The following is a 13,560-nucleotide window of genomic DNA, read 5'->3' as shown; positions in this document are numbered from 1 at the left end:
GCAAACGAAACAGCTCCCGGCCGCCGGCAGCACCGGCCCCGCTATACCTCCAGACAGGCCGGTCCAAGCAGGACTTTGAGGTCCCCAAACAGGGCAGGGGTGGGACTAACCCGCAGGTGCAGTCCCAGCTTCATGATCTCGATGCTGCGCGACCCGGCCAGCCGAAGCTGTACTTCGGTGGTCCCCGGATGCGTCTGCAGCACCTCGCCGAGGGACGTCACCACAATTTCCGTCGCTTTGTGGTTGGGCAGCGAGATCACCACCGGCCCGGAGTGGCCGTCGCTGAGGTCCGGAACAGTCAGTTCCATCGCATTGAGGGTGACAGCACCGTCGTCGCGCCGCTGCAGCCGCCCCTTCACCACCACAATGAGGTCCTCGGCCAGCACTGTCGCGATGGGTCCGTAGACCTGGCCGAAGAACATCACCTCGATGGAGCCGCCAAGGTCTTCGATTTCGGCCCGCGCATAGGCGTTGCCGCTGGATTTGGCGATCCGCCGGGACAGCGAGGTGATCATGCCGGCGATGGTGACAATGGAGCCGTCGGCCGGGCCTTCCTCGCCAATCAGCGTCGTGATGGTGCGGTCCGCGTGCTGGCTGAGCACCGCTTCCAGCCCCTGCAGGGGATGATCCGAAACGTACAGGCCCAGCATGTCCCGCTCGAAGGCGAGCTTGTCTTTTTTCTCCCACTCGGGCAGATCCGGCACCTCGGTGGTCATTCCGCTCCCCGGACCGGATCCCTCCATGTCGAAGGCGCTGAATAGATCGAACTGATTGGCCGCTTCGTTGCGCTTGAGCACGATCACCGAATCCACGGCTTCCTCGTGAATCATGGCCAAAGCGCGCCGGGGATGGCCCAATGAGTCGAACGACCCTGCCTTGATCAGCGATTCGATGGTGCGTTTGTTGCACACAACAGCGGGAACCTTGTGCAGATAGTCCGAGAAGGAGGTGAAGGCCCCCTTTTCCTCGCGGGAGGCGACCATGGCGTTAACGACATTGGCACCGACGTTGCGGATGGCCGCCATGCCAAAGCGGATGTCCTTGCCGACAGGAGTGAAGTTCACCGACGATTCGTTCACGTCCGGCGGCAGCACCGTGATGCCCATTTTCCGGCACTCGTTCAAGTACAGCGCCAGTTTGTCTTTGTCATCGCCGACGCTGGTGAGCAGGGCGGCCATGTATTCGGCCGGGTAATGGGCCTTAAGGAAGGCCGTCCAGTAGGAGATCATTCCGTAGGCTGCCGAGTGCGCTTTATTAAAGGCGTAATCGGAGAACGGCAGCAGGATGTCCCACAGAGTCTTGATCGCAGCGGCGGAGTAGCCATTGTCCAGCATGCCTCGTTCGAAACCGGCGTACTGCTTGTCCAGCTCGGACTTCTTCTTCTTACCCATGGCACGGCGCAGAATATCCGCTTGTCCCAGCGTGAAGCCGGCAACCTTCTGGGCGATCGCCATCACCTGTTCCTGGTAGACGATCAGACCGTAGGTACCGCCAAGGATCTCCGCCAGCGGCTCCTCCAGTTCGGCATGGATGGGGTCGATGTTCTGCAGCCCGGTCTTGCGCAGCGCATAATTTGTGTGCGAGTTGGCACCCATTGGACCTGGCCGGTAGAGAGCGATGACGGCGGAAATGTCCTCAAAGTTATCCGGCCGCATTTGCTTGAGCAGCGCCCGCATCGGGCCGCCGTCGAGCTGGAAAACCCCCAATGTATCGCCGCGCGCCAGCAGCTCGTAGGAGGCCTTATCGTCCAGTTCCAGGTCCTCCAGGACCAGGTCCACGTCCGCGTTGGCCTTAATGTTCTCCACCGCGTCGGTGATGATGGTCAGGTTACGCAGCCCCAGGAAGTCCATCTTGATCAGGCCGAGGCCCTCACAGGTGGGGTAGTCGAACTGGGTGATGACCTGCCCGTCCTGCTCCCGGCGCATGATGGGCACAATGTCGATCAGCGGGTCCGAGGACATGATCACCCCGGCGGCGTGCACGCCCCACTGCCGCTTGAGGCCCTCCAGCCCCAGCGCCATGTCAAAAACCTTCTGCGAGTCCGCGTCGGTGCGTAGCAGCTCACGCAGTTCCTCGGCCTCGGAATAGCGTTTAGCTTCGGGATTATGGACCTCAGTCAGCAGCATGCCCTTGCCCATCACATCCGGCGGCATGGCCTTGGTGAGCCGCTCGCCGGTGGAGAAGGGATAGCCCTGCACCCGGGAGGAATCCTTCAGCGCCTGCTTGGCCTTGATGGTTCCATAGGTGACGATCATGGCCACGCGCTCATCACCATACTTCTGCGTGACGTAACGGATCACCTCGGAACGGCGGCGATCATCAAAGTCCACGTCGAAGTCGGGCATGGAGACGCGCTCGGGGTTGAGGAAGCGCTCAAAGATCAAACCGTGCTTGAGTGGATCCAGATCCGTGATGCGCATGGCGTACGCAACCATGGAGCCGGCCCCCGAACCTCGGCCCGGTCCGACCCGGATGCCGTTGTTCTTGGCCCAGTTGATGAAGTCGGCCACCACCAGGAAGTAGCCGGGGAAGCCCATCTGCGTGATGACGCCGACCTCGAATTCGGCCTGCTTGCGGACCTCGTCCGGAATGCCGCCAGGATACCTGTACTGCAGGCCCGTCTCAACCTCTTTGACGAACCAGGATTGCTCGTTTTCACCCTCCGGGACGGGGAAGCGCGGCATGTAGCTGGCGCTGGTGTCGAAGTCGACCTCGCAGCGTTCGGCGATCAGCAAGGTGTTGTCGCAGGCCTCCGGATGGTCGCGGAACAGGGCGCGCATTTCCTGTGGCGACTTGAGGTAGAACTCGTCCGCGTCGAATTTGAAACGCTTCGGATCCGCCATTGTGGAGCCGGACTGCACGCACAGCAGGGCTGCGTGCGACGCCGAATCCTCCGCATGGGTGTAGTGCAGGTCGTTGGTCGCCAGCAGCGGGAGGTCCAGTTCCTTGGCGAGCTTGAGCAGGTCCGCGGAGACATTGCGCTCGATGTCCAGCCCGTGGTCCATCAGCTCACAGAAATAGTTTTCCGCGCCGAAGATATCGCGGAAGTCCGAGGCCGCCTGCACCGCTTCCCGGTACATCCCCAGGCGCAGTTTTGTCTGCACTTCCCCGGAGGGGCAGCCGGTGCTGGCGATCAGTCCCTTGCCGTAGGTCTGGAGCAGGTCCCGGTCCATTCGCGGCTTGTACAGATACCCCTCCAGCGATGCCAGCGAGGACATCCGGAACAGGTTGTGCATGCCCTCGGTGGATTCGGACCACAGCGTCATGTGCGTGTACGCGCCGGCGCCGGAAACGTCGTCGCGCCCGCCGCCGCCCCACCGCACCCGGCTGCGGTCAGCGCGGGCGGTCCCCGGCGTCAGATACGCCTCCACGCCGATGATCGGCTTAATGCCGGCGGATTTGGCTTTGGACCAAAAATCGAAGGCTCCGAAGACGAATCCGTGGTCCGTCGTGGCGAGGGCGTTCATCCCCAGCTCGTCGGCGTGGCTGAACAGATCCGTCAGCCGCGCCGCGCCATCGAGCATCGAATATTCGGTGTGATTGTGCAGATGGATGAAGGAATCGGAGCTAGCCACTTGTACATTCTAGGCCGTCGGGGACGGCACCGACGCAGGCGCACCGAGCGTTCCGGGGACGCCCAATTCAGTGCGCTCCCGACCCCAACGCCGTCAGGGCGTACTGCAGATCCTGCGGATAGTCGCTGAAGACCTCCACCCACGCCCCGGTCTGCGGGTGTGTGAAGCCCAGCTTGCGGGCATGCAGCCACTGCCGCGTCAGCCCCAGCTCGGCCGCCAGCCGCGGATCCGCACCATAGGTGAGATCACCCGCGCAGGGATGGTGCAGGGCCGAAAAGTGCACCCGGATCTGGTGCGTGCGCCCCGTCTCGAGATGCACCTCCACCAGCGAAGCCCGGCCGAATGCCTCCAACACCTCGTAATGTGTCACCGAGTCCCTGCCGTCTTCGAGCACGGCGAAGCGCCAGTCATGGCCAGGATGCCGGCCGATGGGTGCGTCAATGGTTCCCTGCAGCGGGTCCGGCAGGCCCTGGATCACGGCGTGGTAGACCTTCTCCACGGTGCGATCCTTGAAGGCACGTTTGAGCACGGTGTAAGCTAGTTCCGTTTTGGCCACCACCATCACGCCCGAGGTTCCCACGTCGAGCCGGTGCACGATTCCGACACGTTCGGCGGCGCCGGAGGTGGAGATGCGGTAGCCCGCTGCCGCCAACGCACCGACCACGGTTGGGCCCACCCAGCCCGGTGACGGATGGGCAGCAACACCGACGGGCTTGTCGATCACCACGAAAGCGTCGTCGTCGAGCAGTACCTTCAGGTCTTTAACCGGCTCGACGACGATGGCCAGCGGGTCGCGGCGCTGCGGGATCGTCACCTCCAGCAGTGCTCCGGACTGGAGCCTGTCGGCCTTGGCCAGTGCGGTGCCCTCCCGACCAGGCCGCTCGAGCACGACGTTGCCCTCCGCGCACAGCAGAGCCGCCGCGGAACGGGAAATTCCCAGCAGCTGGGCCAGGGCGGAGTCCGCCCGCTCCCCTGCCAGTTCCGGCGGAACGGCAACAGTTTTAGACATCTCTGTCCTCGGGCTCGGGCTTCTTCGTGCCGGTTCCGTCGGCGGCCACGGCCCGGCGGCCGGCCAGCGGGACACCCTTCAGCGTCAGGATGCAGATCAGAATCACCGAGCCGACAACGGACGAGTCGGCAACGTTGAAGATAGCAAAATGCGGCAGGGCAATAAAGTCCACCACGTGGCCCATTCCGAAGGACGGCTCGCGGAACAGCCGGTCGGTCAGATTGCCCAAGGCCCCGCCCAGCAGCATCCCGAGGGCAATGGACCACCAGATGGAGCCCAGCCTACGGGCTTGGATCAGGATGCCGACCACCACCGCCGCCATCACCAGGGTGAAAACCCAGGTAATATTTTCGCCTATGGAAAAGGCGGCGCCGGAGTTACGGATGTAGTGCCATGACAGCACCGAGCCCAATACAGGGGTAACCTGGCCGTCCACCATGGTGCTGGTGACCCACCATTTGGTGAGCTGGTCCAAGGCATAGGCCAGGAGCGCGAAGCCGGCCAGGATCAGCAGCAGCGGTCCCCGCCGGCGCACGCCCACCGTGCCCTCCCCGCTGGGGACGGACGCGCTGAGGCCGGGAGTCGATTCGTCGTTCATGATGCTTTCGTTCGTTGGTGCGGGTTTCCGGGTGCGGTCGGGCGGCTGCTGCAGGTCAGCGGTCCGATGCCGCCGCACTTGTGGTAGCCGCCGCACCCGAGTTAGCCTCCGCACCCGAGTTAGCCTCCGCACTTGTGTTAACAGTGAAAGCCGGCGGCTGTGGAGATCCCCAGCCGCCGGCTCTGACGTACATTCTGCTTAGGACGCGGTAGACGCTTCCGGTGCGTCCGAGGCCGCCACAGATCCCCGGGTGTCCAAGTCACGCAGCTGGCCTTCAATGTAGGCCTTGAGCCGGGACCTGTAGTCACGCTCGAACCCGCGCAGCTGTTCGACCTTGCGTTCCAGCACCGACCTCTGCTGCTCCAAGGCGCCAAGGGTCTTCCGGCTCTTCTCCTGGGCGTCATTGACCAGCGTGCTGGCCTCGATCTGGGCCTCCGCAATGATTTTGTCCCGCTGCTCAACGCCGGCGGTAACATATTCGTCATGCAGCCGCTGGGCCATGGCCAATACCCCGGCCGCGGACTCGTGCGCAGGAACAGAGCTGGTGGCCGGTGCGGCAACGGCCGCAGTCGCCGCAGCGGAGGGAACGGAAGCGGCGTCGTCCTTGCCCGCTTCGGTCTTGGCCGCCGCGGTGTCCTTGGCAGCTGTCTTGTCCGCCTTCGCCTGGTCGTCCTTGGTTGAACCGGCATCCTTGGCTGTGCCAGCATCCTTGGCCGTGCCTGCATCCTTGGCGGTGCTGGCGCTCTTGGACGAGCTGTCTTTCGAGGCGGTGGTGGCGTCGTGCTGCTCCGCGGGCGGGACCTTTGAAACCACGGGCGCGGCCGAAGAACCGGCGGCCTGCGGATTCGACTGCAGATCGGCTACCTTCTTGCGCAGCTCGTCATTTTCCTGGTTGAGCCTGCGGAATTCAACAACAATTTCGTCGAGAAAGTCGTCGACTTCATCCTGGTCGTAGCCTTCACGGAATTTCGTCGGCTGAAACCGCTTGTTGACAACATCTTCTGGCGTGAGAGCCATCCAGTCACCTCGTTGGTTTTAGAAAGTTCAGACCGCCTGCGGCCATCTCAACTACGGTCCCTCTCACACAGATCCGGGATCGGCATAAAAAGGCTGTATCGAAATCAGACTATATCGTTTCGGTTCCGAAAACGAACCTTTGCGGCGCCGACATGCCGACGTTCGTGCAGCTCCGGACTTAGAGTCCAAGTCCCTGGAAAACGGCCATCCCGATCCCTACAACGATCAGCAGCAGCATGAACCCAAGGTCCAGTGACATGCCGCCCAGCTGGAGAGGTGGAATCAGCCGGCGCAGCAGCCGCAGCGGCGGATCCGTCACCGAATAGATGCCTGAGGCCGCAACAAGGGCCGGTCCGCGGGGACGCCATTCACGGGCAAACACCTGGACCCAGTCAAAGACCAGCCGAACCATCAGGGCAAGGAAAAAGAGCAGCAGCAGCAGGTACAGCAAAGAAAATACGATTGACACGCCGGCAGACACAATCCTTAGAAGTTATCCATCAAGGGAATCCCACAATACTCCGCAATGCTGCGGGAAAGAATGTGAACCCCTGCGCAGGCCCGGTCGGGATGCGGCCGGGCCTTCGCCGTCAGCTCTGGTTGAAGAAGCTCGCCTGTGTGTCGGAGGCCTTCTTGTCATCGCCAAGAACCTCGATGTAGGACGGGGAGAGCAGGAAAACCTTGTTGGTGACCCGCTCAATGCTTCCATGCAGGCCAAACACCAAGCCGGCGGAGAAATCAACCAGGCGCTTTGCGTCCGACTCCCCCATGTCCGTGACGTTCATGATGACCGGGATTCCATCCCGGAAGCTTTCACCAATGATCTTGGCGTCGTTGTAGGAGCGCGGGTGGACTGTGGTGATCTGGCGCAGTCCGTGCGCGTCGTCGCGGGCGGACGCGGCCCGCTTGATCGGGGTCACCGGAGCCCGGTACTCATCGTCCGCCACCTTCAGCGTGGCCGGCTCGGAAGCGGCTTCTGCACGGTGCGGGGCATCCCGGTCGTAGTCCACTGAATAATCCTCGTTCTTATGTCCGGACTGAGGGTGCTCAGCCTCGTAGTGCTCCTCACCATCGGCGAGCCCAAGATAGATCATTGTCTTGCGCAGAGCGCCAGCCATGGTAGCTCCTCATATTCCTTTTAGCTTCGGGTCAAAGTGTTGTTGCCAACAGCATCGAGGCTACCTCAGCGCCGGGCGCGCACCGAGAACATCCGATCCGACACGCAGGTGTGTCGCGCCGTGGCGAATTGCCTGCTCCAGATCGTGGCTCATGCCCGCTGAGATCGACGTTGCGTCCGGAAAGCGTTCGAGGACCGCGGCGGAAATTTGCGCCAGCCTGGCAAAGGCTTCATCGGGGTCCGTTGCCTGCGGCGCCACCGCCATCACACCCGCTAGTACCAGTCCGGGCGCCGCGTCCACCAGCGCGGCAAGGTCGACAACCTCGTGCGGATGCGCGCCGCCCCGATGGGGGGCGCCGGCACTGCCCGGTGCCGGGTGCCCGGCGGCTGGATCCAAATTGACTTGGATAAAGCACAGCAAATCGGGTCGTCCTGTGCGTTCCTGCTCGGCAGCGATCGCTTTACTGAGTTCCCGGACCAGGGCCGGCCGGTCGACGGAGTGAACCGCAGCGGCGTAGGCCGCCACGGACTTGGCCTTGTTCGTCTGCAGTTGGCCGACAAAATGCCAGCGCAGCGGCAGCTGCGTGGAACTGGAATCGTGCACCGAGCGCTGCCGTCGGTGGTTCCACCCGTTGCCCAGCTCGAATGCCTTGGCACTGGCCTCCTGATCCCGGTTCTCGCCAAAATCGCCCGCTCCGAGCTCCATCAGCAGCCGAATGTCGGACGCCGGATGAAACTTACTGACGACAATCAGCTCCGGCTCCGGTGCCCCGGCGGGGCGTTCCCGGGACACCGAGCTGATGCGGGCACGGACCGCTGCCAAACTCTCGCGCAACTGGGCAAGCCTGTCCGTTCCCGGGCCGGCAGCTTCAGGACCTGGCATACACCACTCCGGCAAATCGTCCCGGCCACTCACCGGCTCCGTCCCTGCGGTGCGAAAACAACTCCGGCTCCTCCATGGTGCAGGCGGCAATCCGCTCCGCGGCAACCCCGGCCCGAGCCAACTGGCTCAGCACACCGGCTGGCAGATCCAGCGCCGGAGTGCCCCAGCGGGTGTTCGAATGGGTGGCAGGTTCCACCGCCGCCAGCCCGGCCCGCATGCTGTCCGGGACTTCGTAGCACTCTCCGCAGACCGAAGGGCCCAGCCATGCGCGTATTTCGCCGGCGCCACGGCGCCGCATCACGTCCACGGTCCGGGGCACCACCGCGTTGGCAACTCCGGCCCTCCCGGCATGGGCGACGGCCAGTACCGGTTGCCCGTCCCTGGCCGTGCCCACCAAGACCACAGGAACACAATCGGCCACCAGCACGGCCAGCGGTGTTCCCCCGGAAACCATGCCATCCGCCGTCGGGGCAGCGCCGTGCCCCGCGGTACCGACACCTTCAGAGCGGCCAACTCCAGCAGAGCCGTTCCGTTCGGCCACTGCGGAGCCGTCACCGCCGTCGGCGACCGGGTTGCCAATTTCCGCCACTTCATTGCCGTGGACTTGGGTCATGAAGGCAATCCCGGCGCGGCCAAGGCCCAGCCCGGCTGCCAGCCTGTTCCGGTTTTGTGCCGTCTGCGCCGCATCGCCGACGGAAAAGGCCAGGTTGCCGGCCCGGGTGTCGGTGAATGCCACCCAGATTCCCGGGGAAACTTCACGGCGCCACCAAAACACAGCTACCTGGCCTTCTCTAGGGTGCCGGCCCAATGTGCCCCTGCGGAGAGCGTTGGGCCGGCATGGATGTCCCGCAGGAAATTACTTCAGGAAGTCGGGCACGTCCAGCTCATCGGAACGATGCCCGGACAGGTCCGGCTCCACCACGGCGGGCAGATCCACATCGAAGCCGGCGTCGGCCGGAATGTGGTTGTTGTTGGACTGCTGACCCCAGTGGTTCAGGCCTGCGGCCGGCACGGTGGCCGGTGCCAAGTGCGGTGCCGACTGCGGCGCCGCTGGGGCTGCGGCCGGCAGTGTCCGGCGGGAAGCCTCGGTTGGCATCGCCGGGGCCGAGGTGACGTCGACGTTGTCAAAGCCGGCTGCAATCACCGTGACGCGTGCCTCGTCGCCCAGGGCGTCGTCGATCACGGCGCCGAAGATGATGTTGGCCTCCGGGTGCGCCACTTCCTGCACCAGCCGGGCCGCTTCGTTGATTTCAAACAGGCCGAGGTCGGAGCCGCCCTGGATCGAGAGCAGCACACCGTGTGCGCCGTCGATCGAGGCTTCCAGCAGTGGTGAGGCGATCGCCAGTTCCGCAGCCTTGACGGCCCGGTCCTCGCCACGTGCGGAACCAATACCCATCAATGCCGAGCCAGCGCCCTGCATAACCGACTTCACATCGGCAAAGTCCAGGTTGATCAGGCCCGGGGTAGTGATCAGGTCCGTGATTCCCTGCACACCGGAGAGCAGCACCTGGTCCGCCGAACGGAAGGCATCCAGGACCGAGACGTTGCGGTCACTGATGGAAAGCAACCGGTCGTTGGGGATCACGATGAGCGTGTCCACCTCGCCGCGCAGGGCATCGATGCCGTTTTCGGCCGAGGTGGCCCGGCGGCGTCCCTCAAAGGTGAAAGGCCGGGTGACCACGCCAATGGTCAGCGCGCCCAGTGATCGGGCAATACGGGCCACCACGGGTGCTCCACCGGTTCCGGTGCCGCCACCCTCGCCAGCCGTAACGAAGACCATGTCGGCCCCGCGCAGCACCTCTTCGAGTTCGTCCGAATGGTCCTCCGCCGCCTGCCGTCCAACATCGGGATTGGCACCGGCACCGAGCCCACGCGTCAACTCACGGCCGATGTCGAGTTTGACGTCCGCATCGCTCATCAACAATGCCTGGGCATCGGTATTGACCGCAATGAACTCAACGCCGCGCAGTCCCACGTCGATCATCCGGTTGATTGCGTTGACGCCACCGCCGCCGATGCCGACGACCTTGATGACGGCCAGGTAATTCTGGGGTGCTGCCACGTTACGTGTCCCTTGTTCGTGTACTGGTGAGAATCTTCAGTGCTCCGCCGCGTGCCGCGTTCCGGTGAACTTTCCCCGTAACTCTCCACTGCCGCTTGAAGCTTTTAGAGCTTAACCCTCAAGTCGAAGGTTATAGTTATGTCAAGTAACTCCTGCTTGGAACGCTAAAGGGGTTCCTGCCCGCATGCAATTACCGCCGCCCGCGTGTCGTCTTAATCGGGTGGAAATATTCGCCGCGACCTTGTGCCTGGAATTGACTGAACGGGCGGCCCGTCATCGGGTCACCGGATGCCGGGGTGCGCTGACATCGTAAACCTTTATCGGAGCCGGCGCGGGTTGGCCGGGCTGCTGAACGGGAGCGGGAGCCTTCAACAGCGCCTGCAGCACCTTGGCCTTAAGCTCCTTGTCACTGGCATTACCCCACACCACCGTTTTACCGTCGGTCAGCGTCAGCGTCACTGCATCCGGCGAACTGGCGGACGCGTGCTGCAGCCGCGAAAGTACCTGCGCCGGCAGCGCCGAAAGCACCGTGGTGATCGCCGTGAACGTGCTGCTTCCCGTGGTGGCAATCCCACCGTCTATCAGCGGGAGTGAAACCTTGGCCGGATCCGGCACCGTTCCCAGCGGAACGCCGTCCTGATCCACCAGGACGTACCCTTTGCCGCTCTTGCTTTGGTTTTTGACCACAGCCACCGGTACCCGTTCCACCACATGCACCAGCAGGGTGGAAGGCGGCCGCGCCTCTACGGAAACGGACCGGATCTGCTGCAGCGGTACCAGCAGCTTCTGCACCTGGTCCTGGTTGACCTGCGGAAGCGGCTTGTTTTTCAGCGGAGCCAAAGCCCTGACAATGCTGGCTGTGGACACCATTTTATTGCCGTCGATGGTCATGCTCTTCAGCGCCAGCAGCGGTGAAAAGAGCACGACGGCGGTAATCACCGCCAGCGTCACCACCACGGCAGCCGCGGTGATCCAGACGGTGCGGCGCAGCCGCCGGCCGTGGCGCTGCGGGAAATCGATAACCTTGGCCGAGCTTCCAGAGCTCCCCGCCGTCCGAGGTGTTTTCATAGTCGCTGTCTGTGGGTCCGGCACCGGCAATTCCGGCGCCGACAATTCTGACGCGGCCAAGTCTGACGCCGAAAATTCTGACGTCGACAATTCCGGCATCGATGACCCCGTCTTCGGCGCAGCACCGATCCGAAACCGGCCACCGGTCCAAAACCGACGCCCAATTCTGAAGCCGCCGCGTGTCCCTGCGACGGCGCCAGCCGCAGTCTGGTCCGGCGCTTGGTGTTCATGTGTGGCAGCGACCCCGCCGGTCGCGCCGGAAGCCTCGGTCACGGCGGCCCCACTCCTCGCGCCGGAAGCCTCGGTCACGGCGGCCCTACCCGTCTCGTTGCACGCGTCGGTCACCTCCTCCGTCCCTACAGCGTCCATCGGCTGGGCGGGATCCAGCGACTGGGCGGCGGCCGCCCGGACCGTTCCGGAAGCAGGGTCGGGCATCGGCAGGACCGAGACTTTGGAACTCTGCGGCACCACCGTAACGCTGCGCACCCCTGCCGGTCCCCCATGTCCAGGCTGTGGCTGGCGGGACCGGGTATTATCAGCCGCCCGCGGAGCCGGAACATGCCTGACTGGAGCCGCCGGCAAGGTCGGATTGGTCCGGATTACCGGTGGCTTGCGCCTAGGTGCCATGATCGGTCCTTGCGGAGGTGAGTGAGCTTAGGGCGTCGAGAATCCAAGGCCCGTATTGGGTCACATCCCCGGCGCCAATCGTCAGGATAATGTCTCCGGGCTCGGCCGCACCGGCCAGGGCGGCGACCGCTGCCCGGGCATCGGGCTGGTACGTCAGCTCCCCGGGCGGCATCGACGCCGCCTGCGTGGACGGCGCCATCGCGGATGGCGCCCGCGTGGACGGCGCCCGCGTGGACGGCGCCTGCGCTGCTGGCGCCACCGGGCTGGCCGGGACAGCAGTGATCAGTTCGCTGCTGACGCCGGGGATCGGGTCCTCGCGGGCCGGATAGATGTCCAGTACGGCCACCGAATTGGCCAGCCTCAGGGCCCGGGCGAACTCCGGCGCGAACTCCCGCGTCCGGGAAAACAGGTGCGGCTGGAACAGCACGTGCACCCGGTGTCCGCCGGCAACCGTGCGCGCTGCCCGCAGGGCGGCTTCCACCTCGGTGGGATGGTGGGCATAGTCGTCGAAGACCCGCACGCCTGCTATTTCACCGCGCTGCTCGAATCGCCGGGCAGCGCCACTGAATTCCTGCAGGGCCGCCACCGCGGTATCGGGCTGGACGCCCAGCTCCAGCGCGACGGCCAGGGCTGCCACCGCATTCAGGGCATTATGGACGCCCGGAACCTGCAGCTGAAGTGGATACGCGGTCAGCTGGCCCGCGTCGGCTTCGGCTGGCACCGCTCCATCGGCCGGTGCCGACACCGGCGTGCGCAGGGTTACCGTGCTGCGGGTGCCTATCCCCGCGCTGTCCATGGCGGCGGAGAGCACCAGATCGGCACGCTCATTACGGCCGTAGAGCACCACCCTGGTTCCCGCATCCGCCGCCCGCCGTGCCAAAGCCAGGGCGCCGTCGTCGTCGGCGCAGGCCACCAGCAGGCCCCCGGCCGGAAGCAGCGCCGCGAAATCGTCAAAGGACCGGTAGAACGCCTCGGCCGTGCCGTAGTGATCCAGGTGGTCCGGTTCGACATTGGTCACGACAGCGATCTGCGGCGAATAGTTCAAAAAAGAGCCATCCGATTCATCAGCCTCGGCGACGAAGATCCCCGACCCGCCATGGGCGGCATTCACGCCGAGGGCAGGCACCGTGCCCCCGATCGCGAAGGATGGGTCCATTCCGGCACCGCGCAGCAGGACCGTGATCATGGACGTTGTGGTTGTTTTGCCATGCGTTCCCGCCACAGCCACCACCCGCTGCCCGGCCATCGCGGCCGCCAGCGCCTCCGACCGGTGCAGCACCCTTCCACCGGCCGCACGGGCCGCGACCAACTCCGGATTGTCCGCGCGGATGGCAGAGGAGACGACTACGGTATCCGCACCCCCTGCCGCAGCCGCGGAATGTCCCACGTGCACGGTCGCGCCGAGGGCGGCGAGCTCCTGCAGCGCGGACGAGTCCTTTGCATCGGAGCCGCTCACCGCAACGCCGCGCGCCAGCAGGATCCGGGCCACCGCCGACATTCCAGCGCCGCCGATGCCGATGAAGTGCACCCGCCCGAGCCGGTCCAGCGGGTCGATGCCGGTGCTGCCGGGCTGGCTGGGGGAAGTCCCGCCGCCTCGATTGCCG

At 64.6% G+C, this 13,560-nt stretch carries 11 protein-coding genes; all 11 read right to left on the bottom strand.

Annotated features, from left to right (window positions below):
• Nucleotides 1-41 precede the first annotated feature (41 nt).
• Nucleotides 42-3,575 carry a DNA polymerase III subunit alpha gene (gene dnaE, locus IV498_RS04105; protein WP_269045281.1) on the bottom strand — a complete coding sequence of 1,178 codons (3,534 nt, stop codon included), beginning with the start codon at nucleotides 3,573-3,575 and terminating at the stop codon, nucleotides 42-44.
• A gap of 67 nt (nucleotides 3,576-3,642) precedes the next feature.
• Nucleotides 3,643-4,584 carry an RluA family pseudouridine synthase gene (locus IV498_RS04100; protein WP_269045280.1) on the bottom strand — a complete coding sequence of 314 codons (942 nt, stop codon included), beginning with the start codon at nucleotides 4,582-4,584 and terminating at the stop codon, nucleotides 3,643-3,645.
• Nucleotides 4,577-5,182 carry a signal peptidase II gene (gene lspA, locus IV498_RS04095; protein WP_269045279.1) on the bottom strand — a complete coding sequence of 202 codons (606 nt, stop codon included), beginning with the start codon at nucleotides 5,180-5,182 and terminating at the stop codon, nucleotides 4,577-4,579. Before lspA ends, IV498_RS04100 begins: the two co-directional genes overlap by 8 nt.
• Before the next feature lie 198 nt (nucleotides 5,183-5,380).
• Nucleotides 5,381-6,199: a DivIVA domain-containing protein gene (locus tag IV498_RS04090; RefSeq protein ID WP_269045278.1), complete on the bottom strand. Its 819-nt coding sequence runs from the start codon at nucleotides 6,197-6,199 to the stop codon at nucleotides 5,381-5,383.
• A gap of 178 nt (nucleotides 6,200-6,377) precedes the next feature.
• The gene (locus IV498_RS04085) at nucleotides 6,378-6,668 is read right to left on the bottom strand and encodes a YggT family protein (protein ID WP_269045277.1); all 291 of its coding nucleotides are present in this window, start codon (nucleotides 6,666-6,668) and stop codon (nucleotides 6,378-6,380) included.
• A gap of 121 nt (nucleotides 6,669-6,789) precedes the next feature.
• Complete coding sequence (locus IV498_RS04080) at nucleotides 6,790-7,317, bottom strand: cell division protein SepF (protein ID WP_269045276.1); 528 nt, start codon at nucleotides 7,315-7,317, stop codon at nucleotides 6,790-6,792.
• A 60-nt stretch (nucleotides 7,318-7,377) separates the two neighbouring features.
• A complete protein-coding gene (locus tag IV498_RS04075; protein WP_269045275.1) occupies nucleotides 7,378-8,199 on the bottom strand; it encodes a YggS family pyridoxal phosphate enzyme in 822 nt (273 codons plus the stop codon).
• The gene (locus IV498_RS04070; protein WP_442951276.1) at nucleotides 8,186-8,935 is read right to left on the bottom strand and encodes a polyphenol oxidase family protein; all 750 of its coding nucleotides are present in this window, start codon (nucleotides 8,933-8,935) and stop codon (nucleotides 8,186-8,188) included. The genes IV498_RS04075 and IV498_RS04070 overlap by 14 nt, the downstream gene beginning before the upstream one ends.
• 120 nt (nucleotides 8,936-9,055) lie before the next feature.
• A complete protein-coding gene (gene ftsZ, locus IV498_RS04065; protein ID WP_269045273.1) occupies nucleotides 9,056-10,261 on the bottom strand; it encodes a cell division protein FtsZ in 1,206 nt (401 codons plus the stop codon).
• Nucleotides 10,262-10,534: 273 nt separating this feature from the next.
• On the bottom strand, nucleotides 10,535-11,815 hold the full coding sequence (locus IV498_RS04060; RefSeq protein ID WP_269045272.1) for an FtsQ-type POTRA domain-containing protein: 1,281 nt from the start codon (nucleotides 11,813-11,815) through the stop codon (nucleotides 10,535-10,537).
• Nucleotides 11,816-11,945: 130 nt separating this feature from the next.
• Complete coding sequence (murC, locus tag IV498_RS04055; RefSeq protein ID WP_442951278.1) at nucleotides 11,946-13,454, bottom strand: UDP-N-acetylmuramate--L-alanine ligase; 1,509 nt, start codon at nucleotides 13,452-13,454, stop codon at nucleotides 11,946-11,948.
• Nucleotides 13,455-13,560 lie beyond the last annotated feature (106 nt).

The organism is Paenarthrobacter sp. Z7-10 (assembly GCF_026932795.1).
Lineage (GTDB): Bacteria > Actinomycetota > Actinomycetes > Actinomycetales > Micrococcaceae > Arthrobacter_M.
Note: the sequence above shows the minus strand (reverse complement) of the source record. Positions and strands in the feature narration are given on the sequence as shown.